The organism is Isoptericola sp. NPDC055881 (assembly GCF_053615895.1).
On the sequence record NZ_JBSHCR010000021.1, the window covers coordinates 1 to 23,839 of the forward strand.

Sequence of the window (23,839 nt, forward strand, 5' to 3'; positions counted from 1 at the left end):
GCCCGCAGGTGCGGGCCGGGGCTCCGGCGTCTCAGGTCGAGCGGCTCACTCGTTGATGCCGTGGCACACCTTGTACTTCTTGCCCGAGCCGCAGGGGCACTGGGCGTTGCGGGGGGTGCCCGGGAACGTCCGCCCGTCGCCGGTGGCCGCGGTCGCCTCGCCGTGCAGCTCGCGGCGCGACCGGCGCGTGGCGCCACCCGTCGTCGTGGTCGAGCCGTCCTCGCTGGGCGCGGAGTAGGACAGCCGCTGCGGGGCGGGTGCCTCGAGACCCTTGGCCACGAGCACCGGCTCGGCCTCGGCCGCAGCAGGCTCCGGGGCCGCCTCGGGCTCCGCAGGCGCCTCGGGCTCGGCGACCGGCGCCGCCTCCACCACGGGGGACGCCTCGGCGGCGCCGGCACCGACCAGCTGGCCGGCGCCGGACTGCGCGGCTGCCGCCGCGCTCGCGGCAGAGATCACGGGCCCACCCTGCGCGCCAGGCTGCTGCACCTGCACCTCGAGGTTGAACAAGAACCCGACGGACTCCTCCTTGATGGCCTCGGTCATGGCCTGGAAGAGCAGGAAGCCCTCCCGCTGGTACTCGACCAGCGGGTCGCGCTGCGCCATCGCGCGCAGCCCGATGCCCTCCTTGAGGTAGTCCATCTCGTACAGGTGCTCGCGCCACTTGCGGTCCAGGACGGAGAGCACCACGCGCCGCTCGAGCTGGCGCATCGCGGCCTCGCCGAGGGACTCCTCGCGCGCCTCGTACGCCACGCGGGCGTCCGAGAGCAGCTCCTCGAGGATCATCTCGTGCGTGAGCCGGCCGACGCCGCCGGCCTCCTCGACCACGTCCTCAGGCGTGATCGTGACCGGGTAGACCGACTTCAGCGCGGTCCACAGCGCGTCCAGGTCCCACGCCTCCGGGTTGCCCTCGGAGGTGGCCCCCTCGACGTACGCCGTCACGACGTCCGTGAGGAAGTGCTGCACCTGGTCCTCGAGGTCCTCGCCCTCCAGGACCCGCTTGCGCTCGGCGTAGATGACGGAACGCTGCCGGGACAGCACGTCGTCGTACTTGAGCACGTTCTTGCGGATCTCGAAGTTGCGGGCCTCGACCTGCGACTGGGCGCTCTGGATGCCGCGGGTCACCATCTTCGACTCGAGCGGCATGTCGTCGGGGAACCCGGCGCGGTCCATCATGGACGACGCGAGACCCGAGTTGAACAGGCGCATCAGGTCGTCCTGCATCGACAGGTAGAACCGGGACTCGCCCGGGTCGCCCTGACGCCCGGACCGACCACGCAGCTGGTTGTCGATGCGGCGCGACTCGTGGCGCTCCGTGCCGAGCACGTACAGGCCGCCGAGGTCGGTGACCTCCTCGTGCTCCGTGCTCACGGCCTCCTTGGCCTTCTCGAGGACGTCGGGCCAGGCGGCCTCGTACGCCTCCGGGTCCTCGGCGGCGTCGAGCCCGCGCTCGGCCATCTCGGTGACAGCCAGGAACTCGGCGTTGCCGCCGAGCATGATGTCGGTACCGCGGCCGGCCATGTTGGTCGCGACGGTGACGGCGCCCTTGCGGCCCGCCTGCGCGACGACGGACGCCTCGCGCTCGTGCTCCTTCGCGTTCAGCACGCTGTGCGGGACGCCGGCCCGCTTGAGCAGGCCAGAGAGCAGCTCCGACTTCTCGACGCTCGTGGTGCCGACCAGCACCGGCTGGCCCTTGGCGTGCCGCTCGACGATGTCCTCGACGACGGCGTTGAACTTGCCCTCCTCGTTCTTGTAGACGAGGTCGGCCTGGTCCATGCGCACCATCGGCCGGTTGGTCGGGATGGGCACGACGCCGAGCTTGTACGTGCCCTGGAACTCGGCGGCCTCGGTCTCGGCCGTACCGGTCATCCCGGAGAGCTTGGCGTAGAGCCGGAAGTAGTTCTGCAGCGTGATCGTGGCGAGCGTCTGGTTCTCCGCCTTGATCTGCACGCCCTCCTTGGCCTCGATGGCCTGGTGCATGCCCTCGTTGTAGCGGCGGCCGGCGAGGATACGGCCGGTGTGCTCGTCGACGATCATGACCTCGCCGTTCAGCACGACGTAGTCCTTGTCGCGCTTGAACAGCTCCTTCGCCTTGATGGCGTTGTTGAGGAATCCGATCAGCGGCGTGTTGAGCGACTCGTAGAGGTTGTCGATCCCGAGGTAGTCCTCGATCTTCTCGATGCCGGGCTCGAGCACGCCGACCGTCTTCTTCTTCTCGTCGACCTCGTAGTCGACGTCGACCGTCAGGCGGCGGACGACCTTCGCGAACTCGGTGTACCACCGGTTGGCGTCGCCCGAGGCGGGGCCCGAGATGATGAGCGGCGTGCGGGCCTCGTCGATGAGGATCGAGTCCACCTCGTCGACGATGGCGAAGTGGTGCCCGCGCTGGACCAGGTCGTCCGGCGACCACGCCATGTTGTCGCGCAGGTAGTCGAAGCCGAACTCGTTGTTCGTCCCGTAGGTGATGTCGGCCGCGTACTGCCGGCGGCGCTCCTCGGGCGACTGGCCGGAGATGATGACGCCCGTGGTCATGCCGAGGAAGCGGTAGACGCGACCCATGAGGTCGCCCTGGTACTTCGCGAGGAAGTCGTTGGTCGTGATGACGTGCACGCCCTTGCCCTCGAGCGCGTTGAGGTAGGCGGCGGTCGTCGCGACCAGCGTCTTGCCCTCACCGGTCTTCATCTCGGCGATGTTGCCGAGGTGCAGGGCGGCGCCGCCCATGAGCTGCACGTCGAAGTGCCGCTGCCCCAGGGTCCGGCGTGCGGCCTCGCGGACGGCGGCGAACGCCTCCGGGAGCAGCTCGTCGAGGCTCGCCCCGTGCGCGAGCCGCTCCTTGAACCGGTCGGTCTCCTCGTGCAGCTCGGCGTCGCTCAGCTCCTCGAAGCTGGGCTCGAGCCGGTTGACCTGCTCGGCCAGGCTGGTGAGCTTCTTGAGAATTCGGCCCTCGCCAAAACGCAGGACCTTCTCGAGGATCGCAGGCACGCAGTACTCCAGGGTCGGTGGCGCCCCGGGGTTGTCCGGGACCGTGCGGCGCGACCGACGGACGACGGGTGGCAGAGGATCGCTCGTCCGCGCCGTCACCTGGGTCACACCGGAGCCATCCTAGGCCGATCACCTGAGATAGCGGTGCGGGTTCGCGACGGACGAACGGCGACCCGCCTCCTCCGAGACGCTGTGGGCGGGCGTCTGGCCCCGGCGCGCCGGGGAGACGGGGCCGTTCGCCCGCTCACAGCGTCTCGCGCTCGGCGTCCGACCCGGGAGCGAGGTCGGCGGCCGCACGGTCGGCCAGCTCCGCGCCCGCAGCCCCGTACAGGTGGAAGACCGCGTCGGCCCCGTGCCGGCGCAGCTCGACGGCGTCCGCGTCGTACCGCGCGATCGCCGCCACCCGGCCGTCGAAGCCCGCCGCCCGCAGCCGCGCGAGCGCGATGAGGTTCGCCTTGTGGAAGGGCATGGCGAGCACGGCGAGGCGCACCCGGCCGGCACTCTTGACCCGCGCCCAGAACTCGGTGTCCGTGGCGTCGGCGGGCACGACGGCGATCCCCTCGTCCAGCAGCGCGGCCACCCGCGTCCGGTCGTGCTCCACCCCCATGACGGACAGGCCGTGGACGTCGCGCAGCCGGCGGTACGTGGCCGAGCCCACACGGCCGAGGCCGAGCACCACGGCGTCGGCCCGGCCGATGTCGACCGGCCGGTCGTCCGGGTGCAGCTTGTCTGCGGCACGGCGCGGCAGGAGGGTGGTGAGCCGGGTGGCCAGCTCGACGCCCCGCCGGTTGACGATCGCGGAGACGACGAAGCTGGCGGCGACCGCGAGCGAGACGATCACCGTCCACTCCTCGTCGAGCAGGCCGGACGTCGCGCCGAACGCCACGACGATGATGCCGAACTCGGAGAAGTTGCCCAGCGCGAGCCCGGCGAGGAACGACGTGCGCCGCCGCAGGCGCATCAGCCACAGGAGCAGGGCGTACACGGCTACCTGGAGGGGCAGCATGAGCAGCAGCAGGAGCGCGATCGCCACGTCGACCGGCGCGGGCATGCCGTGCAGCCCGATCTGCAGGAAGAAGGCGACGAGCGCCAGGTCCTTCACCGTCAACAACGAGCGGGACAGCTCGGTCGCCTGCGGGTGCCCCGCGAGCAGCGCTCCCATCACGAGCGCGCCCAGGTCCCCCGACAGGCCTGCCAGCTCGAAGAGCCAGAAGCCGGGCACGAGGGCGACGAACGCGCCGAACAACGCCTGGAGCTCGCCGTGGCCGGCTCGGTCCCACACCCGGCGCAGCACCCACGCGCCCGGCACGAGGGCGAGCAGGGCGAAGGCCCACGGGCTCGGGGGCTCGCCGGTGGACACGGCGAGGAAGACGACGGCGACGACGTCCTGCACCACGAGCACGCCGACGGCGATGCGTCCGTAGAGCGCGGTCGCGTCCGAGCGGTCCTCCAGCACCTTGACCACGAACACCGTCGAGGAGAACGACAGCGCGAGGCCCACCAGGGCGAGCGAGCCGAACGACTCGTCGGCGAGCAGCCGGAGGCCGACCACGGCGAGCAGGCCGAGGAAGCCGACGGCCACCGCGACGGTCAGGACCAGGTGCACGAGGGTGGTGAGCCAGATCTCGGGGCGCAGCAGGGACCGGACGTCGAGCTTCAGCCCGATGGCGAACAGCAGCAGCGCCACCCCGAGCTCCGCGACCGTCTCCAGCCCGGGGAGCTCGGGTGCACCGGTGGCCCCCAGCGCGAACCCGGCTGCGAGAAACCCCACCAGCGGCGGGAGGCGCAGCAGGGTTGCCGCCAGCCCGCCCACGAGCGCGGCGGCGAGGTACAGCACGGCCGTGGCCATCAGCGCTCCTGACGTGGTCCCGATCCGAGCCCGACGCCGGCGCCGCGACGTCGTGGTGCGCCGATCCTACGAGCGTCCTACCAGCGCCGCCGACGTGGCGCCGGGTCAGGCCGCGCGCACCACGTCCGCGAGCGCGGGCGCGAGCTCCCCGGCGGGCGTCACCGCGGTGGTCTCCAGACCGAGCCACCCCGCGAGGACGGCCAGCTCGGCACCGAGGGCGGCGGCGGTGCCGGGCCCGGCGTGGGCGGTGGGGTGCGCGGACTGCACCCGCAGCACCCCGGCCTGCCGGTCGGCCTTGAGGTCGACGAACGCGGTGATCGCGTCCCCGTCGAGGAACGGCAGCACGTAGTAACCGAGCACCCGCTTCGGCGCGGGCACGTAGATCTCGATCCGGTAGTACACGTCGAAGAGCGCCTCGAGCCGGCGCCGCTCCCACACCAGCGGGTCGAACGGGCTGAGCAGCGTGCGGGCCTCGGCACGGCGTGGCAGCCGCGCGTCGCGGTGCCGGAAGGTGCGCTCGCCCCAGCCGCGCACCTCGACGGGCTCCAGGACGCCGTCCTCGACGAGCTCGGCGTGCGCGCGGCGCACGGCGGGCCCGCGCAGACGGAAGTAGTCGGCGAAGCAGCGGAGGGTGCCGACGCCGTGCGCCCGCGCCCCGAGCTCGAGCAGCCGGCGCACCGCCTCGTCGTCCGGGACGGGAGTCGCCGCGCGCACCGCGGCGGGCAGCACCCGCTCGGGGAGGTCGTAGCAGCGCTCGAACGCCGTGTTCCGCCGGGCGGACATGACCTCGCCGGTGAAGAACAGGAACTCGAGGCAGCGCTTGGCCATCGTCCAGTTCCAGCCCCACTCCTCGCGCGAGCGCGGACCGGACCGCCCGGTCGCGACCAGCTCGTCGTGGATCTCGCGCGCCGTCACGGGGCCGCGCTCGGCGACCATCCGCCGCACGAGGTCGAGCTCCGCGGCGTGCGCCAGCGGCGCACCGGCGATCGTCCCCCACGCCTCGTCGAGGTAGTTGCGCCGACGCCACTCGAGCAGCGGGTACGTCTCGGCGGGCACGTAGGACGCGACGTGCGCCCAGGTCTCGACGAGCCGGCGGGGCGCCTTGCCCGCGGCCCGGTCGAGCAGCCCCACGTCGTACGGCCCGAGCCGTGAGTACAGCGGCACCAGGTGCGCCCGCGCCAGGACGTTCACGGAGTCGATCTGCAGCAGGTTGAGCCGGTCCACGGTCGCCATCGCCCGGCGCATCGTCACGCCGCCGACGCCGTCGGGACCGGTCGCCGGGTCCGGTCGCGGCCGGTGCAGCCCCTGGGCCCCGAGGGCGACGCGACGAGCCTGCGCGAGCGAGAGGGAGTCCACCCGCCCATCCTGCCGACCCCCACCGACAGGACACGTCCTCGTGCCCACCCTTCTCACTACCCATTCCCCACGAGCACGCTGGCGGGGCGACCACGACCTGGGCAGGCGTGCATGGGAGAGCCGGTCGAGGCGTTCGTCGCGGGGACGTATCCGTCCGCGCGACGAAGGCCTCGACCGGCTCCGGACCACACCGAGATCCGGCTAGGGCGTCACGTCAGCTCGGTGACCGGTTCCACCCCGCCGACCTTGGAGTCGAGCTCGATGACGCCGTAGGTCCAGCCCCGACGCCGGTAGACGGCCGAGGGGCGAGCGGTCTCCTTGTCGATGAAGAGGAAGAAGTCGTGCCCCACCATCTCCATCTGGTAGACCGCGTCGTCCACAGTCATGGGCTCGGCGTGGTGCAGCTTGCGCCGGATGACGACCGGCGAGTCGCCGAGCTGCTGCTCGATGGCGTCGCCGGGCTCGGCCAGAGCGACGGGCGCCGGCGTGGGCGCGACCGTCTCGGTCGCCGCGACCTGGTCGTAGGTGCGGACGTCGACGGCCGGGAGGACGTCGTTGGCACGGCGGCGGTGGTCCTTGCGGCGGTCGCGCGCGCGGCGCAACCTCTCCGTCAGCTTGTCCAACGCGATGTCGAGGGCGCCGAACCGGTCGTCCGCTGCGGCTTCCGCGCGGATCACGGGACCCTTGTCGCGCACGGTCAGCTCCACGCGCTCGCGGACCTCGGAGAGCCTCGGGTTGTTCTCCCGGGTCACCTCCACGTCCACCCGGCGTGCAGCCGGTGCGAGCTGGGTCACCTTGTTCAGCTTGTCCTCCACGTGACGGCGGAACCTGTCCGCCACCTCCGTGTGCCTGCCGACGACGACGATCTCCATCGTGTTGCTCCACTTCGTCGTGAGGCCACCTCGCGAGCGGCCCCGAATTCCGGTCTGGGCACCCCGTGGGGCGCCGTGTTCGGCACCACCTCCCGGGTCGCCGGACGCTCGGTCCGGACCGCTCGTGGGTCGCACGGAAAAACGTCCCGGACCGAGGTCTCGGGGCTGTTCACCCGCGTGGGACCCTCAGGCTAACCCCTCCCGCCCACGAGGTATACCGGGGGCGCGGGGAGACCCCGGGCCGGTCCAGCGACGGACCCGGGCGGCGGTGTCGCGGCCACGACCAGGGCGGCGACCACCGCCGCGCCGACGCTCTCGAGCGCCCGCTCCGCGGCCGCCAGGGTGGAGCCGGTGGTGAGGACGTCGTCGACGAGGAGGACCGGTGCCGGGCTCCCGCCGTACCGCTCGAGCACGGCGCGGCGCACGGTCAGCATGCCGTGGAGGTTCCGCGCCCGGGCGCGCGCGCCGAGGCCCACCTGGTCCCGCCCTCGGCCGCGGCGGCGCAGCGCCGGCACGGCGACCGCCGGCATCCCGGCGTCGTGCAGGCCGGCTGCCGCCGCCCGGGCGAGGACCTGGACGTGGTCGCGCCCGCGCGCCCGCCGGGAGGCCGGTGCGGACGGGGCGCCGACCACGAGCACGGGGCCGCCGCCGGCAGCGGCGGCGACCTGGGCGGCGACCCCACGGGCCGCGGCTCGGACGCGCGGGGCGAGCAGCCGGTCGAGGTCCGTGCGGTCGCGGTCCTTCCACGCGACCACGAGCTCCCGCACCGGGCCGGCGTACGCGGCGAGCGCCCAGACCGGCAGCGGAGACACCCCGTCCAGGCGGTCGAGGCGCGGCGCGGACGCCTCTGCCCGCTCGGGCGTGCCGTCCAGCAGCGTCCCGCAGGCCGCGCACCAGGGGACGTCGAGGGTGCCGCAGCCGGGGCACGACACCGGGACGACCAGCCGGGCCAGCTCGCGCAGCCACGCGGGGACGACGGCGTCCGCGCGGGGACCAGGAAGCTGCGACAGGGCGGCGGACGGCGGGCTCATGCCTCCAGCGTCCGTGGTGCGGGCACCCGGGGGACACGACCCGTCGCCCGTCTGGGGACGACGCCGACCTGGGGGCAGCGTCCACGCCGCCCGCGACGCAGCACCGTCCTGTCAGCCGGGGTAGGCCACCAGGTCGACGTCGTCGGACACCATCGACCAGAGCGCGGAGGTCTGGCGCGAGTAGAGCGTGCCGTCACCGTCGATGGCGAGCACCGCACCGGTGCCCACGGACGCGGTCACCCAGCGCGGGTCGGTGACCCCGGCAAGCGCCCGCGACAGGCCGCCCTGCCCGGACAGCCCGCCCACGCCGGCCTGGAACACCGCGCCGTCGCCGTCCGACTCCCGGCCGACGAGCGCGAGGGTCGCCTCGTCCTGCCAGACGGCCTGCGTGACCTGCCGGACCGAGGCACCCACCTGCACGGGCGCCGAGAGCCCGGTCGGGACGTTGTCGGCGTCGCGCACCACGCCCGCGACGTGCACGAGGCGCCCGCTGGGCCCGGAGCTCACGACGGCCACCCGTGCGCCCTCCGGAGACACCCGCACCGACTCGACGGTGCGCGACGAGAGCCAGTCCACGTCCAGCGTGCGCACGGCGCCCGAGGCGAGCGCGATCGTGATCCGGGAACCTCGCGCGCTCCACACCGCGTCGAACCGGTCGACCGACGGGGGGACCAGGCCACCGCCGGGGATGAGGACGGACGGGGCGCCGTCGCCGGACATGCGGACGATGCCCTGGGCGTCGTCGCGCACCACGACGGGATCGTCGTCCGAGCCCATCGCGAGCGCCGTGGGGGTGACGCCGGCGAGCGACACCGGCTGCGTGAGCCCGGTCAGCTCACGTCCGACGACGCGTGCCAGGTGGCCGTCGGTGACGGCGAGCGCGTCCCCGTTCGTCCGCGGCATGGACAGCGTGGTGGTGCCGGTCGTGGTGAGGGGGGTGTTGCCCTCCGACAGGGCGACGGTGCGCCCGTCCCCCTCGGCGAGCGTGGCCTGCAGCTGCGCGACGGCGAGCGAGCGGTCCTCGGCGCTGGCCTGCGCGATGGTGGAGGTGAGGCTGACCTCGATGGTGCCGTCGTCGGTCACCGTCACCGCGTCGATCGCGAGAGCGGTGCCCTCGGGGATGACGGTCGTCGTGGAGTCCTGGAGCCACTCGGGCGGGCCGGCCAGGATCTCGCTGGTCGCGTCGGTGCGCCACGTCTGCCGCGGGAACCAGCGCACGTCCGGCACCCACCACGTGAGGTCGGGGGTCGGGAAGTAGAGCGTCGTGGGGTGGAACGCCTGGCTGAAGAACGCCGACGGCAGCATCAGGCCGTCCTCGAGCTGGGAGATGCGCCACTCGCCCCCTGCTGCCCGGGTGAGCCCGAAGTCCACGTCGTACGTGTACGGCTTCGACTCCTCGGTGTACATGCCACGGTCGTCGAGGGTCGCGACCACCTGCACGGATGCGGTGACGGTCGCCTCCGTGGCGTCCTCGGGCACGTCCACAGGCTCCAGCTGCGGGTCCTCCGCCAGCACGAGCACCCGCGCGTACCGGTCCCACCCCTCCCACGCCGGGTCGGTGAGGTACTCCTGCGCGACCGCGAAGGACGTGCTCGACGTCGGGCCGAGCTGGGCGACGCCGAGGAAGCCCTGCACGATCTGGTCGGGGCTGGACCCGGCCGTCGGCCCGGCGGGGATGTAGCCGATCTCGCTGAGGTTCTCCAGCTGGGTGTCGCCGTCGCGCACCGGTCCGTCGGTCGGGATGCGCGCGCACGCGACCGTCACGACGAGCACGACGACGGCCGCGACCAGGCTGGCGGCCGCGCGCGAGCGGCGACGGGCGGTTCCTGCGGTCGTCATCGGTCCTCCTCGTCGTCCGGCCGGAGCTGCGGGACGGGCGCGTGGACGATGTCCACGCCGTCGACGTCGACCACCCCGAGCTCGGGGATGGCGGTGGGCGTGGGGCCGGTGGGCGGGTTCACCACCGGCAGCTGGCCGGTGGGCGGCGCCGACACGCCCTTCGAGGGGCCCTCCAGCGGCAGCGGCGAGCGCTCCAGGCGGATCCCCGCACGGCGCGGCAGCGTGAGACGGAAGCTCGCCCCCTCGCCGGGCCGCCCCCACGCCTCGAGCCAGCCCGCGTGCAGCCGGGCGTCCTCGAGCGAGATCGCGAGGCCGAGGCCGGTCCCGCCGGTGGTGCGCGCGCGGGCGGGGTCGGCGCGCCAGAAGCGGTGGAAGACCCGTTCGATCTCGTCGTGCGACAGGCCTACCCCGTGGTCGCGCACCACCACCGCGACCGCGGCGTGGTCGAAGCCCACCGTGACCTCGACGGGCTTGCCCTCGGCGTGCTCGACGGCGTTCACGACCAGGTTGCGCACGATGCGCTCCACGCGACGCGGGTCCACGTCGGCGGTCGCCGGCTCGTCCGGGAGCGTCACCGACAGGAAGACGTGCTTGGTCTCCGCGAGCGGCATCGACGCGTCCGCGACCGAGGTGACGATGTCGCGCAGGTCGCGCTGCTCGACGTCCAGCACCGCCGCGCCCGCGTCGAAGCGGCTGATCTCCAGCAGGTCGGTGAGCAGCACCTCGAAGCGGTCCAGCTGTGCGTACAGCAGCTCGGCCGAGCGACGGGCGGCCGGGTCCAGGTCGTCGCGCGACGCGTGGATGACCTCGCCCGCCATCCGGATCGTGGTCAGCGGGGTGCGCAGCTCGTGCGAGACGTCCGACACGAAGCGACGCTGCGCGGCCGACAGCTCCTCCATCCGCGCGATCTGGTCCTCGAGGTTCGCGGCCATCTCGTTGAACGTGCGGGTGAGCGTCGCCATCTCGTCCTGGCCCTTGGCGTCGGGGAGCCGCTCGTCGAGATGGCCGTCGGCCAGCCGGGACGCGACCGTGGCCGCGCGCCGCACCGGCGCGACGGTCTGTCGCGTCACCACCCACGTCAGGACCCCGAGGAGCGCGAGGATCGCGAGGGCTCCGACCCCGAGGGTGCGTTGCACGAACGAGAGGGTCTCCTGCTCGGCCTGCAGCGAGTAGACGGCGTACAGCTCGTAGGTGCCGATGGACGGGACCTCGACGGTGGACCCGACGACGACACCGGGCTCGGGCGTCTCGGAGTCCGTGTACTCGCCGGGGATCTGCACGGACTGCAGCACCTGGCCGTCGGTGGCACGCGTCGCGGTGCGCAGGCTCTCGCTGATGATCGACTTGAGGCCCGGCTGCGTCCCCGTGTCGGCCAGCCGCTGGGACTGGTCCGGCGCGTTGAGGAAGAGGAAGTCCTGCGCGCTGGAGGCGCTCGCGTCGAGGGTCCGCACCATCTGCGCCAGCAGGAGCTGCAGGTCGGAGGTCGACGTCGCCGGCGAGTTCGAGAAGGACGTGCGCACCTGCTCGGTCATCGAGGCGTTCTCGCGCTCGATGCGGTCGACGCGCTGCTCGAAGAGCCCGTCGCGGATCGAGACCGACAGGTAGAGGCCGAGCAGGGCGACGGCCACGACGCCCAGCGCGAGGCCGGACGTCACCACCCGCAGCTGGAGCGACGACCGCCAGCGGCGGACCACGTACCGCGTCCGCGAGACGGTCCACGCGCGCCACCGCCGCCACGTCCGGCGGACGCGGCGCACGGCGGGCTCAGCGCGGGGCACCGGCCTTGTAGCCCACGCCCCGCACGGTCAGCACGACCGTCGGGTTCTCCGGGTCGCGCTCGACCTTCGAGCGCAGACGCTGCACGTGCACGTTGACCAGGCGCGTGTCGGCGCTGTGCCGGTAGCCCCAGACCTTCTCCAGCAGCACCTCGCGCGTGAAGACCTGCCAGGGCTTGCGGGCCAGGGCGACGAGCAGGTCGAACTCGAGCGGGGTGAGGCTGATGCGCTCGCCGTCGCGCACCACGTTGTGCCCGGTGACGTCGATCTCGACGTCGCCGACGCGCAGGCGCTCCGGGCCGGGCTCGTCCGTGCGGCGCAGCCGCGCCCGGATGCGTGCGACGAGCTCCTTCGGCTTGAAGGGCTTGGTCACGTAGTCGTCCGCGCCGGACTCGAGGCCGAGGACGATGTCGACCGTGTCCGTCTTCGCCGTCAGCATGATGATCGGCACGCCCGACTCGGCACGGATCTCGCGGGCGACCTCGATCCCGTCCTTGCCGGGCAGCATGAGATCGAGGAGCACGAGGTCGGGCTGCTCGTCGCGGAACGCGACGAGCGCGCCGTCGCCGTCGGCACAGAACGTGGGCTCGAAGCCCTCGGACTTCAGGACGATGCCGATCATCTCCGACAGCGCAGTGTCGTCGTCGACCACCAGGACACGGGACTTCATGGGCCCATGATGCCAGGTCCGGCGCGACTTCCTGTGGAGAGCCGCGTGAGCGAGCCCCGCCCCGCGTACTAGGGTCGGTGCGACCGGCGTCACGCCCGGCCGCACGTCCTGCACCACCCACCCGTCCGTCGACACCGCCGGTCGACGACCCGACCGCCCTGCAGCCCGGGAGGCCGCGATGACCACGCCCGACCAGCCCCCGCCGCCGTCCGGCTGGGGCGAGGCCTCCGAGCCCCCGCGGTACGGCCAGCGCGCGCCGCAGCCCCCCGTGCCCCCGCAGGGGCAGGGCGGACCCCAGTACGGGCAGTACGGGCAGGGCGGGTACGGACCGCAGTACGGCCGACCGCCCGGCGGCGCGCCCGGCCCGTACGGCGCCGCGGCCCTGAAGCCGGGGATCGTGCCGCTGCGGCCGCTGACGCTCGGCGAGATCTACGACGGCGCCTTCTCGGCGATCCGGCACAACCCCAAGGTGATGCTCGGCGCGGCGACGCTCGTGCTGCTGGTCGCCACGGTGCTCGGCGTGCTCGTCGCGCAGCTCATCGTGCCCTCCCTGTCCTCCTCGTTCTCGTCCCTCGCGGAGACCGACCCCGAGCTCGCCGAGATGGGCCTGGACAGCGTGTACGCGCAGGTCGTGGCGACGGGGCTCGGCACCGGGCTGACGATCCTCCTCGCGCAGCCGGTGGTCGAGGGCATCCTCACGGTGTCCGTGAGCCAGTCGGTGATCGGGCGCAAGCAGACCCTCGGTCAGGTGTGGACCCGCCTGCGGGGTCGCGTCGGGGTGCTGATCGGCTGGGCCCTGCTGCGCACGCTCGCGTCGCTCGTGCTGGCCGGTGCGTGGGTCGTCGTGATCGCCGTCGTCGTGGCAGCCCTGGGCGACTCCTCGGTCGGCGGCACCGTCGGGCTCGTCGCGCTGCTCGCCCTCGCGCTGGTGGCGGCGTTCGTGTGGCTCGGGGTGCGGGTCGGTCTCGTCGCCCCCGCGCTCGCGCTCGAAGGGCGCGGCCTGGGCTCCACGATCGGTCGCGCGTGGCGCCTGACCCGCGGGTCGTTCTGGCGCCTGTTCGGCATCTACCTGCTCGCGTCGATCATCATCAGCATCGCCGCGAACCTCATCACCTACCCCATCACGGCCATCGCCGCCGCCATCGGCGGGACGAGCGAGAGCACCCAGGTCATGGGCGCGTCGACGGTCGTGGCCAGCATCCTGTCGATCATCATCAGCACGGCCATCACCACGATCTTCACGGCGTCGGTGGTGGCGCTGCTGTACATCGACGTGCGCATGCGCCGTGAGGGCCTGGACGTGCAGCTCGCCGCCGCGGCGCAGGCCCCCGACGGCGGGCGCCCCGGCACCCCGCCGGGGCCGCCGCCCGGCATGCTCGCGTGACCGGCGCGTCGGCGGTGCTGCCCGGGGCCGTCGCCGCGGGCCACCTGCCCGTCGGCGTGCCCGTCGACCCCGACCGCGAGACGGCGCACCGCTGGCTCCTGGAAGAGCTGTCGCGCTCCGAGTACTCGACCTCGCCGTCGCTCCTCGAACGCCTGCTGCGCTGGTTCAGCGACCTCTTCGACGGGCTGACGCTCGGGACGGGCCGGTTCCCGCTCGCGTTCGTCGTCGTCGTGGTCGTCGTCCTCGTCGCGGCGATCGCCTGGTGGGTGGCCGGACCCGTCCGCCTGACGCGACGGGGGCGGCGCTCCGCCGTCGTGCTCGACGACGACGGCCGGACCGCCGCCCAGCTGCGCGCCGACGCGGACGCGGCCGCCGCACGCGGGGACTGGTCGGCCGCCGTGCTGGACCGCTTCCGCGCCCTGGTGCGGTCGCTCGAGGAGCGTGTCGTGATCGACGAACGCCCGGGCCGCACCGCGCAGGAGGCCTCGCACGACGCCGGGTCCCGGCTGCCCGAGGTGGCCGAGGAGCTGCACCGCGCGGCCGGCCTCTTCGACGACGTCTGCTACGGCACCCTCCCCGCCGGCCCGGAGGACGACCGGCGCCTGCGCGACCTCGACGCACGCGTGGGCGACCTGCGGCCCGCGCCGCTCGCCGTGCCGACGAGCGGGGTGCCCGCACCATGACCGTCGGCACGGACCTGCCCGCACCGGGGACGGCGGACGCCGCCCGCGAGACCCCCGACGCGACCACGCCGGCCGTCGTCAGGGGCGACGGCACGACCGCCCGGAGCCGTGCGGCCCGCCGCTGGCGACGCGCGCGCTGGGCGGTGCTGGTGATCGGCGTGCTCCTCCTCGTGGTCGCGGTGCTCGCGGTCACCAGGCCCGTCACCTCGAGCACCCCGTACTCCCCCGACAACCCCGGCCCCGGCGGCGCGCGCGCGGTGGCGCAGGTGCTCGGGGACCAGGGGGTCGACGTCGAGCACGTCACGCACGTCGCCGATGCCGTGTCGGCCGCCGGGCCGGGCACCACCCTCCTCGTGACGCCGTCGTTGCTGCTGCCCGAGCAGGCCCACGCCCTCGCCGGGGTGGAGGCCGACCTCGTGCTGCTCGGCGCCGACGACACCCTCGTGGGCGCCGCCACCGACGGCGACGTGGGACGCGTGCAGGCCCCCGCCACCTCGGGCTACCCGTTCGCGCCCGGGTGCGACCTCCCGGTCGCCCAGCGAGCGGGCGCGCTGCAGCTCGTCTCGGGGCTCGCGGCCGACCCGACCGCGACGCGGGACGTCACCCTCTGCTGGGTCGTCGACGACCGCGCCGCGCTCGCACAGGTCGAGCGCCCGACGCCGGGCGGGACCCGGACCGTCACGGCCGTCGACGACCCGTCGTTCGTCCGCAACGACATGGTCCTCGAGGACGGGAACGCGGCCCTCGCGCTGGGTCTGCTCGGCGCGCACGAGAAGCTGGTGTGGCTCGTCCCCGACCCTCTGGACACCAGCGCGAGCGGCGACACGTCCCCGTCCGCCGGGTCCGTGCTGCCGCCCTGGGCCGGCGTCGTCGGCCTGTGGGCGCTGCTCGTCGTGGTCGTCGCCGCGGTGTGGCGCGCGCGGCGGCTCGGCCCGCTGGTCGCCGAGGAGCTGCCCGTCGTCGTGCGCGCCACCGAGACCACGCGCGGCCGCGGCCGCCTCTACCGGCGCGCGCGGTCCCGCGGGCACGCGGCCGCGGGCCTGCGTGCCTCGACCGCCGACGTCGTCGCGCGCCGCCTGGGTGTCCCCCGGTCCGCCGACCCGACGTCCCTCACCGACGCCGTCTCCCGCGCCACCGGGCGGTCCGCCCACGACGTGGCCGACCTGCTGTACGGTCCCCCACCCCCCGACGACGACGCGCTGGCGGAGCTCGCGCGCCGGCTCGACACCCTGGAGAGCGAGGTCCACCGATCGTGACGACCCCCGACGAGAACCCGCAGGCCGCCCCGGTCCCGCCGACCGCGACACCTGCACCCGTCGCCCCGCCTGCACCGGCTCCGTCCCCGGCGCCTGCCGAGACCCCGGCGGCTGACCCGCCTGCCGCCCCGCCTGCCGCTCCGCCTGCCGCTCCGGTGGCGCCGTCCGTGGAGCTGCGCTCCGCGCTCGCGGGGGTCCGCACCGAGGTGGGCAAGGCCGTGGTGGGTCAGGACTCCGCGGTGACGAGCCTGCTCATCGCCCTGCTGTGCACGGGCCACGTGCTGCTCGAGGGCGTGCCCGGGGTCGCGAAGACGCTGCTGGTGCGCGCGCTCGGGCAGTCCCTGGACCTGTCCACCAAGCGTGTCCAGTTCACCCCCGACCTCATGCCCGGGGACGTCACCGGCTCCCTGGTGTACGACGCTCGCACCGCCCAGTTCTCGTTCCGCGAGGGCCCGGTCTTCACGAACCTGCTGCTCGCGGACGAGATCAACCGCACGCCCCCGAAGACGCAGGCGTCGCTGCTGGAGGCGATGGAGGAGCGCCAGGTCTCCGTGGACGGCACGCCCCGGCCGCTGCCCGACCCGTTCCTCGTGATCGCGACCCAGAACCCGGTCGAGCAGGAGGGCACCTATCCGCTGCCGGAAGCCCAGCTGGACCGCTTCCTGCTCAAGGTGGTGCTCCCGGTGCCCGAGCGGGAGCAGGAGATCGAGGTCCTCGCCCGGCACGCCGCCGGCTTCGACCCGCGGGACCTGCACGCGGCAGGCGTCCGGCCCGTCGCCGGGTCCGCAGAGCTCGCCGCCGCCCGGGCCGAGGTGCGCCAGGTCCAGGTCGCACCCGAGGTGCTCGGCTACGCCGTCGACCTGTGCCGAGCCACCCGCCGCTCCCCCTCCCTGTCGCTCGGGGTGTCGCCGCGCGGCGCCACGGCGCTGCTCGCGACGTCCCGCGCCTGGGCCTGGCTCTCGGGGCGCTCGTACGTCACCCCCGACGACGTCAAGGCGCTCGCGCACCCCACGCTGCGCCACCGCGTCCAGCTCCGGCCCGAGGCGGAGCTCGAAGGGGTCACCGCCGAGAGCGTGCTCACCAGCGTGCTCGCGACCGTTCCCGTCCCCCGCTGAGCGGCGAGCCGACATGGCGTTGACGTGGCGCGCCGTCGTCCTGGCGGCGCTCGGGGTGGTCCCGGTGGTCCTGTTCCCCGTGCCGGGGACGGTCGTGGTGTGGACGCTGGTCGTGGTGGCGGTGTGCGCCGCCGACGTCGCGCTCGCCGCCTCACCGCGCGCCGTCGCGATCCAGCGCCGGGTGCCGCGGTCGGTACGGCTCGGCGTCACCACCCGCTCCGAGCTCGTCCTCACCAACACGAGCCGGCGCCGCCTGCGCGCCCTGGTCCGGGACGCGTGGCCGCCGTCGCTCGTCCCCGACGCCGTCGTGCGGACCGAGGGCGCCGCCGCGGGCGAGCCCCTGGAGGCGCGCTCGGCGAGGCACGAGGTCGACCTCCCGGCCGGGGAGTCCGGGCGCGTGCGCACCCCGCTGCACCCCACCCGGCGCGGGGACCGCGCCGCCGGCGCCGTGACGATCCGGTCGTACGGGCCGCTGCGTGTCGCCGCCCGGCAGGCCCCGATCCCCGTGCCCGGGCACCTGCGCGTGCTGCCCGAGTTCGCGAGCCGCCGCCACCTGCCCTCCCGCCTGGCGCGCCTGCGCGAGATGGACGGCCGGGCCGCGGTCCAGGTCCGCGGCGAGGGGACGGAGTTCGACTCGCTGCGCGAGTACGTGGTGGGTGACGACGTGCGCTCGATCGACTGGCGCGCCACCGCGCGGCGCGGCGACGTCGTCGTGCGCACGTGGCGGCCGGAGCGCGACCGGCGCGTGCTGATCGTGCTCGACACCGGCCGGACGTCTGCGGCACGCATCGGGACGTCTGCCCCACCGGTCGACGCCCCCGCCGCGCCAGCGGCCGAGGTCCCGGACCCCGCGCCCACTCTCGGCGGGACCAGGCTGGAGGCGAGCATCGAGGCGGCGCTGCTCCTCGCGGCGCTCACCGACCGCGCGGGCGACCGGGTCCAGGTGCTTGCCTACGACCGCGCGCTGCGCGCCCGCGTCGCCGGGGCCTCCGGCCCGCGGCTGCTGCCTGCGCTCGCCGAGTCGCTCGCCGTCGTCGAGCCCGCGCTGCTGGAGACGGACTGGCCGGGTCTCGTCGGCCAGGTGCGCCAGCGCGTGTCCCAGCGCTCCCTGGTGGTGCTGCTGACGTCGCTGGACCCGGCAGCCGTCGAGACCGGGCTCCTCCCCGTGGTCGACCGGCTGTCGGGCACGCACCAGGTGGTCGTGGCCGCGGTCGCCGACGCGGACGCCGCCGGGCTGCGCGCCGACCGGTCGTCGTCGGCCGCCGTGTACGACGCCGCCGCAGCGGCCCGCGCGGACCTGGAGCGCGCCGCCGTCGCGGCGGTGCTGCGGCAGCACGGCGCGGAGGTGGTCGAGGCGCTCCCCGACGACCTCGCGCCCCGCCTCGCCGACACCTACCTGGCGCTCAAGGCCGCCGGCCGGCTCTGACCGGGTCGTCGCGGGTCAGCCGGCGGTCGGCACGACCTCGCCCGCACGGTCGGCATCGAGGTCCCCGGTGAGGCCCGCCGCCGTGGCGCGGCGCCCCAGCACGACCACGTAGACCCAGAACGCGGCGAGCGCGACCGCCCCGACGGCGATCTTGAGCCACCACGGCAGCGTGGAGCCGGTGACGTACCCCTCGATCAGCCCCGACACCGCGAGCGCCCCCGCCAGCCCGACGGCGACGGTCACGAGCGCGCGACCCTCCTGTCCGAGCGCGACGCTGCGCGGCCGCGGCCCGGGCGACACCGCCGTCCAGAAGAGCTTGAGCCCCGCCGCACCGGCGACGAACACCGCGGTGAGCTCCAGCAGCCCGTGCGGCGCGATGAGCTGCAGGAACAGGTCCAGCTCGCCGTAGGCGGCCATCATCCCGCCCGTGGCGCCCACGCCGACGGCGTTCTGCACCAGCACGAACGCCGGCCACACGCCGGTGATGCCGAGGCCCACGCACTGCGCGGCGATCCACGCGTTGTTGGTCCAGACCATGGCGGCGAACGACGCGCCCGGGTCGTAGTAGGAGGCGAACGCGTCGTGCACGTACGCCTCCCGCTCCGCCGGCGTGCCCATGGCCGCGAGGGCGTCCGGGTCGGTGGCCACGCGGTACCCGGCCACGAGGGCGAGCGCGAGGCACACGACGACGACGCCGAGGGTCCACCACCGCACCCGGTACAGGGCGGCGGGCACGGTCACCACGACGAACCGCACGACGTCCCGCCACGCCGGCTCGTGCGTGCCCGCGACGCGGACCCGGGCGCGGCTGAGCAGATCGGACAGCCGGGTGACGAGCACCGGGTCCGGCGCGGCCGACCGCACCGTGGACAGGTGGGTGGCCACCGCCTGGTAGAGGCGCACGAGCTCGTCCGCCTCCGCGCCGTCGAGCCGCCGCTTGCGGGTGAGCTGCCGCAGCCGGTCCCACTGCGGGCTGTGCACGGCGGTGAAGGCGTCGAGGTCCACGGTCGATACCCTTCCACACGGGACAGGTCGAACGAGCGGGAGATGCACATGCACGACGGGATCGTCATCGGCGAGGGCGTGGTGCTCGACGCGCGCCCGGCGTCCTTCGTCAGCCGCGCGCTCGCGGCGCTGCTCGACCTCACGGCGCTCGTGGTCGTCGGGATCGCCCTCCTCGTGGTGGTCGCCCTCCAGGACGTCCAGATCGACGAGCAGTGGGCCGCCGTCGCGGGCGTGGTCGTGGCCGTCCTGGTGATGGTCGTGCTGCCGGTGACGGTCGAGACGCTGACGCGCGGCAGGTCCCTGGGCAAGCTGGTCACGGGACTGCGTGTGGTGCGCGACGACGGCGGGCCGGTGCGCTTCCGGCACGCGCTCGTGCGCGCACTGGTGGGCATCGGCGAGCTGTGGCTGACGGTCGGCAGCGTCGCGATGATCGCGTCGCTGTCGAACTCGCGCGGCAAGCGGCTGGGTGACCTGATGGCCGGCACCTACGTCATCCGCGTGCGCGGCGGGCGCGGCTGGTCCGTGCCGCTCGGGATGCCGCCCGAGCTCGCGGGGTGGGCGCGCACGGCCGACATCCGACGCCTGCCCGACGGCCTGGCGCTCGCCGCCCGGCAGTTCCTCGACCGTGCACCGCGCCTCGCCCCGGCGTCGCGGGCGAGCCTCGCCGACGAGCTGGCGGGCCGCGTCGAGCCGCTGGTGGCGCCCGGGCCACCGCTCGGGACGCCCGCCGAGGCCTTCCTCCACGCCGTCCTGCACGAACGACGCGACCGTGAGCTGGAGCGCGGGCGCGCGGAGCAGGAGCGGGCCGAGGCCCGCGCCGCCACGCTGCACCGCCTCCCCTACGCCGTCCCCGACCCGCCCCGCTGACCCGACCCCGAGTCGCTGTGGGTACGAAGAAGGTCAGAATTCGTCGCCGAATTCTGACCTTCTTCGTACCCACAGCTAGCGGCGAGGGCGGTCCTCGAACCGGCCGAAGAGGCGCACGAGCCCGAGCAGCGTCAGCAGGAAGGCCGCGAACCAGACCGGCCGCGACGCCCACCAGTCCGCGCCCCAGGCGACCGGCAGCTGCTGCCCGAGGCCGAGGAGCGCGACGCCGACGACGGCGAACATCGCCGTGAGGTGCCACAGGTAGACCGTCATCGACCGGCGCGCCAGCGCCCCGACGACGCGCTGACCGGCAGCGGTGCCGGCCCGGCGCACCAGCGACGCACGGAACAGCAGGACGAGGCAGACCTGCGCGACGGCGTGCAGGACGACGGGTGCCGTGGGCGGGCCGAGGTTGGAGATCTTGTCGCCGGGCATGCCGATCATGCTCGGCGGGTACGGGCCGACCGCCACGAGCACGGCCATCCCGGCCACGGCGGCGACGGCGCCGGCGGCGAGCAGCAGCCGGCCGCCCCGAGGGCCGCGGGGGTGCGCCGGGCGGTGCGGGGCACCGCGTTCAGCGGCGTACGCGACCCCGGCGAGGTACGGAGCCGCCCACGCGAGGAGCACGTTGGCCCAGGCGAGTCCGGCGGTGACGTCGTTCGGCAGGCCGAAACGCAGCGCGTCGACGGCCAGCGGCAGCGCCACGGCCGCGCCGAGCGCGCCCCAGCGCCAGCGCTCCCACGCGGCCCGGAACAGCGGCGTCAGCGCCATGAGCACCACCCACACGCCGAGGAACCACAGCAGCTGCGGCGCCATCCGCGCCATCCGCCAGACCGCGTCGTCGGGCACGCCGAGGGCGAGCAGCGCGGCGACCGCGAGCGCCCACGCTCCGGCGAACGCGCCGACGGGCCGCGCGATCGCCCGCAGCCGGGCGACGACGGCGCCGGCCCAGCCACGGCCGGCGGTCGCCGTCGTGCCGCGCTGGTACCCGGCGGAGGCGCCGGCGGCGAAGAAGAGGAGGGCGAGCGGCTGGAGCCAGGTCACCAGCCAGCCGGCGCCGTGGCCGAGGGCGTTGCCGACGTGCAGCGTGCGGCCGTCCCACGCCGCCTCCGCCATCAGCCAGTGCAGCAGCACCACGCCGACGGTGCCGATCGCCCGGACGACGTCGACGAACGGGTCACGCGGGGTGCTGCGGCGGCGCGCCCGGAGCGGGGCGGCCGGCGTGGCGGGACGGGGCCGCGTGGCGATCGGCGGCGCGGTCGGGACGGGTGGGGCGGGGGCGTCGAGGACGGCCACGGTGGCTCCTGAGGCTCGGCGAGAGGGACCCCCTCAGCCTCGTGACCTGCGACGTCGTCCGACATGGGCCTGACCCCCGCCGCGCGCGGCGTCTCCCCCGCGTCGGTGCGGGGGACGTCCCCCGCCCAGAGTTGTCAGAGCCAGGACCTGCTATGGCCGCCCGTGGTTCTGACAGGTCGGCGCGCACGCACGTTGTCAGAGCCAGGGCGGGGTATACCCGCACCTGGCTCTGACAGGTCGCCGGTCAGGCGTCGACGCCGAGGTACCGCAGCACGGCGCGCACGCGCCGATGGTCGGCCGAGTCCTGCGCCAGGTCGAGCTTCGTGAAGATCGCGGCCACGTTCTTCTCCACCGCCCCGTAGGACAGGAACAGCGACTCGGCGATGGCGCCGTTGGAGCGGCCCTGCGCCATCAGCTCGAGCACCTCCTTCTCGCGGGGCGTCAGGCGCGCCACACCGTCCTCCGGCGAGCGGTGCGCGCCCATGAGCTGACGCACCACCTCCGGGTCCAGGACGGTCTCCCCCGCGGCCACGCGCCCGAGGGCGGCGACGAAGTCCCCGACGTCGGCCACCCGGTCCTTGAGGAGGTAGCCGACCCCGCGCGGGTCGCCCTCGAGCAGGCGCGACGCGTAGCGCGTCTCGACCCACTGCGAGAACACCAGCACCGGCAGCCCCGGGTGGGCGGCCCGCAAGGCCTCCGCGGCACGCAGGCCCTCGTCCGTGTGGGACGGGGGCATACGGATGTCCGCGACGAGGACGTCGGGCAGCGCACCCGCAGCGGCGAGCGTCGTCACCTCGCGCACCAGGGCGTCGCCGTCGGGCACGGCCGCGACGACGTCGAACCCGCGGCGGGACAGCAGCGCGACGAGGCCGTCGCGCAGGATGGCGGAGTCCTCGGCGACGACGACGCGCAGACCGCGCGACCCGGCGGGACCGTCGGCCGTCATCGGGCGGGGGCCGGGGCAGGCAGCGGGATGGTCACGGTGATCACCGTAGGCCCTCCCGCGGGACTGACCACCGCGAGCGTGCCGTCCACGCCGGAGAGGCGGTCGGTCAGGCCGGCGAGGCCGCTGCCACGGCCCGAGGCGTCCGGGGCGCGCACGGCGGCACCGCCCACGCCGTCGTCGTGCACCCGCAGCACGAGGGCGCGCACCGCCGCACCCGTGGCGGCGTCGGCGACCGGCTCCACGCCGGCGACGACGTCCACGCCGGTGGCGCGGGCGTGCTTGGTCGCGTTGGCGACGAGCTCCGCCACCGCGAAGTACGAGATGGCCGTGACGCTCGGCGGTAGGTTCGCCGCGTCGAGCCCGACGGCGTGCACACGCACGGGCAGGGCGGCGCGCGCGGCGAGGGTCTCCAGGGCGACGGCGAGCCCGGCGTCCAGCGCGGGGGGACGGATGCCTCGCGCGAGCTCCCGCAGCTCCGCCAACGTGTCCTTCGTGCTGGAGTGCGCCGTCTCCAGGACGGCGGCGAGCTCGGCCGTGTCGACGCCGTTCGCACCGTCGCGCAGCAGCTCGCGCGCCTCGCCGATCTGCATGGCCACGGCGACCAGGTGCGCCTGGGTGCCGTCGTGCAGGTCGCGCTCGATGCGGCGCAGGCGCTCGTCCGCGTCCTCGACCGTGACCGCCCGGGCCCGCTCGGCGTAGGCGACCCGCATGCTGGCCTTCGTGGGGCTGAGCAGGCCGACCGCCAGCAGCCGGAACAGGCCGGCGAACAGGGACTGCACCTGCGGCCAGAGGTACAGCAGCACCACCCCGCCGGCCACGAGCAGGAGCTGGCGCGACGGCGTGTCCACGAACCAGTCGGTGCCGAAGGACGCCCCCCGGTGCCAGGTGCCGTCTCCCGCCTGCTGCAGCGGCAGCCAGCGCGACCAGAACCAGTGGGTCATCCCGCCGAGGGCGACGGCGAGGAGCGTCGTGCTCACGACGAACGACACGATCGCGAGCGGGAACGTGAGGAACATGTACAGCAGGGCGCGCCAGGCCGTCGCGTCGCCGAGCATCCCGCCGAGGCGGCGCCAGAAGCCGCGGCGCGGCGTGCGCGGCGCCGGCTCCGCGATCTCGACGCCGAGATAGCGCACCGCCATCCGGCGGTACATCGAGCCCCAGCCGCGCGCCCCGACGAGCACGCCGCCCGCCACGAACAGGCCCACGACCGTGACCGCGATGCCCGCCATGAAGGACACGGTGAAGATCGCGTACGTGAACGCGAACGGCGCCAGCAGTAGCGCGAGCCACAGGAAGCCGTAGGCGCGCCAGGTGCGGCCGTCGAAGGGCGCGAGCAGGAACGGCGGCGCGCCGGCCGTGGCGCGCGGGGACGCCGGAGCCTGCTCCGTCGTGCGGGGCGCGGCGGTCTCCGGGGCGGGGCCGTCGGTGGACGTCATGCTGGTCATGCTTCCAGCCTGCCGCCGACGGCGCCGCACCGGTACCCGGACCGC

Annotated in this window: 18 protein-coding genes; 6 read left to right on the forward strand and 12 right to left on the reverse strand. The window is 74.7% G+C overall.

Annotated elements, in window-relative coordinates:
- Positions 1 to 45: 45 nt before the first annotated feature.
- The 8 genes from secA to mtrA all read right to left on the reverse strand — a co-directional run bounded on the left by secA (position 46) and on the right by mtrA (position 12,371).
- A complete protein-coding gene (gene secA, locus ACWGKI_RS08660) occupies positions 46 to 2,979 on the reverse strand; it encodes a preprotein translocase subunit SecA (protein ID WP_452186262.1) in 2,934 nt (977 codons plus the stop codon).
- A gap of 244 nt (positions 2,980 to 3,223) precedes the next feature.
- Positions 3,224 to 4,828 (reverse strand): cation:proton antiporter domain-containing protein, encoded by a 1,605-nt coding sequence (locus ACWGKI_RS08665; protein WP_452186264.1) that lies wholly within the window; start codon positions 4,826 to 4,828, stop codon positions 3,224 to 3,226.
- Between the two features lie 105 nt (positions 4,829 to 4,933).
- Complete coding sequence (locus ACWGKI_RS08670) at positions 4,934 to 6,184, reverse strand: winged helix-turn-helix domain-containing protein (RefSeq protein ID WP_452186266.1); 1,251 nt, start codon at positions 6,182 to 6,184, stop codon at positions 4,934 to 4,936.
- Between the two features lie 209 nt (positions 6,185 to 6,393).
- Entirely contained in the window at positions 6,394 to 7,056 is a 663-nt protein-coding gene (hpf, locus tag ACWGKI_RS08675) for a ribosome hibernation-promoting factor, HPF/YfiA family (RefSeq protein ID WP_452186268.1), read from the reverse strand.
- A gap of 191 nt (positions 7,057 to 7,247) precedes the next feature.
- Positions 7,248 to 8,087 (reverse strand): ComF family protein, encoded by an 840-nt coding sequence (locus ACWGKI_RS08680; RefSeq protein WP_452186269.1) that lies wholly within the window; start codon positions 8,085 to 8,087, stop codon positions 7,248 to 7,250.
- Positions 8,088 to 8,198: 111 nt separating this feature from the next.
- Positions 8,199 to 9,926, reverse strand: a complete 1,728-nt coding sequence (locus tag ACWGKI_RS08685) for an LpqB family beta-propeller domain-containing protein (protein WP_452186271.1) — start codon at positions 9,924 to 9,926, stop codon at positions 8,199 to 8,201.
- On the reverse strand, positions 9,923 to 11,704 hold the full coding sequence (gene mtrB, locus ACWGKI_RS08690) for an MtrAB system histidine kinase MtrB (protein WP_452186273.1): 1,782 nt from the start codon (positions 11,702 to 11,704) through the stop codon (positions 9,923 to 9,925). Before mtrB ends, ACWGKI_RS08685 begins: the two co-directional genes overlap by 4 nt.
- Positions 11,691 to 12,371 carry an MtrAB system response regulator MtrA gene (mtrA, locus tag ACWGKI_RS08695; protein WP_380244339.1) on the reverse strand — a complete coding sequence of 227 codons (681 nt, stop codon included), beginning with the start codon at positions 12,369 to 12,371 and terminating at the stop codon, positions 11,691 to 11,693. The genes mtrB and mtrA overlap by 14 nt, the downstream gene beginning before the upstream one ends.
- Before the next feature lie 178 nt (positions 12,372 to 12,549).
- Here mtrA and ACWGKI_RS08700 point away from each other — a divergent pair, with 178 nt between their 5' ends.
- From ACWGKI_RS08700 to ACWGKI_RS08720, 5 genes are read left to right on the forward strand one after another with little or no spacing between them, the layout of a single operon-like run.
- Entirely contained in the window at positions 12,550 to 13,755 is a 1,206-nt protein-coding gene (locus ACWGKI_RS08700) for a glycerophosphoryl diester phosphodiesterase membrane domain-containing protein (RefSeq protein WP_452186276.1), read from the forward strand.
- Positions 13,752 to 14,438 carry a DUF4129 domain-containing protein gene (locus ACWGKI_RS08705; RefSeq protein WP_380244337.1) on the forward strand — a complete coding sequence of 229 codons (687 nt, stop codon included), beginning with the start codon at positions 13,752 to 13,754 and terminating at the stop codon, positions 14,436 to 14,438. The genes ACWGKI_RS08700 and ACWGKI_RS08705 overlap by 4 nt, the downstream gene beginning before the upstream one ends.
- Positions 14,435 to 15,694 carry a DUF4350 domain-containing protein gene (locus tag ACWGKI_RS08710; RefSeq protein ID WP_452186278.1) on the forward strand — a complete coding sequence of 420 codons (1,260 nt, stop codon included), beginning with the start codon at positions 14,435 to 14,437 and terminating at the stop codon, positions 15,692 to 15,694. Before ACWGKI_RS08705 ends, ACWGKI_RS08710 begins: the two co-directional genes overlap by 4 nt.
- On the forward strand, positions 15,691 to 16,809 hold the full coding sequence (locus ACWGKI_RS08715; RefSeq protein WP_452186280.1) for an AAA family ATPase: 1,119 nt from the start codon (positions 15,691 to 15,693) through the stop codon (positions 16,807 to 16,809). Before ACWGKI_RS08710 ends, ACWGKI_RS08715 begins: the two co-directional genes overlap by 4 nt.
- Before the next feature lie 13 nt (positions 16,810 to 16,822).
- Complete coding sequence (locus tag ACWGKI_RS08720; RefSeq protein WP_452186282.1) at positions 16,823 to 18,235, forward strand: DUF58 domain-containing protein; 1,413 nt, start codon at positions 16,823 to 16,825, stop codon at positions 18,233 to 18,235.
- Between the two features lie 15 nt (positions 18,236 to 18,250).
- Here ACWGKI_RS08720 and ACWGKI_RS08725 read toward each other — a convergent pair whose 3' ends face one another.
- The gene (locus tag ACWGKI_RS08725) at positions 18,251 to 19,240 is read right to left on the reverse strand and encodes a stage II sporulation protein M (protein WP_380244334.1); all 990 of its coding nucleotides are present in this window, start codon (positions 19,238 to 19,240) and stop codon (positions 18,251 to 18,253) included.
- A 48-nt stretch (positions 19,241 to 19,288) separates the two neighbouring features.
- On the opposite strand from ACWGKI_RS08725, the gene ACWGKI_RS08730 reads away from it, so the two are divergent.
- On the forward strand, positions 19,289 to 20,107 hold the full coding sequence (locus ACWGKI_RS08730; RefSeq protein ID WP_452186325.1) for an RDD family protein: 819 nt from the start codon (positions 19,289 to 19,291) through the stop codon (positions 20,105 to 20,107).
- Between the two features lie 75 nt (positions 20,108 to 20,182).
- Here the strand turns inward: ACWGKI_RS08730 and ACWGKI_RS08735 are convergent, their stop codons facing one another.
- The 3 genes from ACWGKI_RS08735 to ACWGKI_RS08745 form a co-directional block, all read right to left on the reverse strand.
- Complete coding sequence (locus ACWGKI_RS08735) at positions 20,183 to 21,403, reverse strand: acyltransferase family protein (protein ID WP_452186284.1); 1,221 nt, start codon at positions 21,401 to 21,403, stop codon at positions 20,183 to 20,185.
- Between the two features lie 244 nt (positions 21,404 to 21,647).
- Positions 21,648 to 22,349 (reverse strand): response regulator transcription factor, encoded by a 702-nt coding sequence (locus ACWGKI_RS08740; protein WP_452186286.1) that lies wholly within the window; start codon positions 22,347 to 22,349, stop codon positions 21,648 to 21,650.
- Positions 22,346 to 23,794 (reverse strand): sensor histidine kinase, encoded by a 1,449-nt coding sequence (locus ACWGKI_RS08745; protein WP_380244617.1) that lies wholly within the window; start codon positions 23,792 to 23,794, stop codon positions 22,346 to 22,348. The genes ACWGKI_RS08740 and ACWGKI_RS08745 overlap by 4 nt, the downstream gene beginning before the upstream one ends.
- Positions 23,795 to 23,839: the final 45 nt, after the last annotated feature.

Coding starts and splice junctions, on each gene's coding strand:
- mtrA (WP_380244339.1), bottom strand. CDS start 12,371: ATGAAGTCCCGTGTCCTGGTGGTCGACGACGACACTGCGCTGTCGGAG.
- ACWGKI_RS08745 (WP_380244617.1), bottom strand. CDS start 23,794: ATGACCAGCATGACGTCCACCGACGGCCCCGCCCCGGAGACCGCCGCG.
- ACWGKI_RS08700 (WP_452186276.1), top strand. CDS start 12,550: ATGACCACGCCCGACCAGCCCCCGCCGCCGTCCGGCTGGGGCGAGGCC.
- hpf (WP_452186268.1), bottom strand. CDS start 7,056: ATGGAGATCGTCGTCGTCGGCAGGCACACGGAGGTGGCGGACAGGTTC.
- ACWGKI_RS08740 (WP_452186286.1), bottom strand. CDS start 22,349: ATGACGGCCGACGGTCCCGCCGGGTCGCGCGGTCTGCGCGTCGTCGTC.
- ACWGKI_RS08730 (WP_452186325.1), top strand. CDS start 19,289: ATGCACGACGGGATCGTCATCGGCGAGGGCGTGGTGCTCGACGCGCGC.
- ACWGKI_RS08680 (WP_452186269.1), bottom strand. CDS start 8,087: ATGAGCCCGCCGTCCGCCGCCCTGTCGCAGCTTCCTGGTCCCCGCGCG.
- ACWGKI_RS08685 (WP_452186271.1), bottom strand. CDS start 9,926: ATGACGACCGCAGGAACCGCCCGTCGCCGCTCGCGCGCGGCCGCCAGC.
- ACWGKI_RS08720 (WP_452186282.1), top strand. CDS start 16,823: ATGGCGTTGACGTGGCGCGCCGTCGTCCTGGCGGCGCTCGGGGTGGTC.
- ACWGKI_RS08665 (WP_452186264.1), bottom strand. CDS start 4,828: ATGGCCACGGCCGTGCTGTACCTCGCCGCCGCGCTCGTGGGCGGGCTG.
- ACWGKI_RS08710 (WP_452186278.1), top strand. CDS start 14,435: ATGACCGTCGGCACGGACCTGCCCGCACCGGGGACGGCGGACGCCGCC.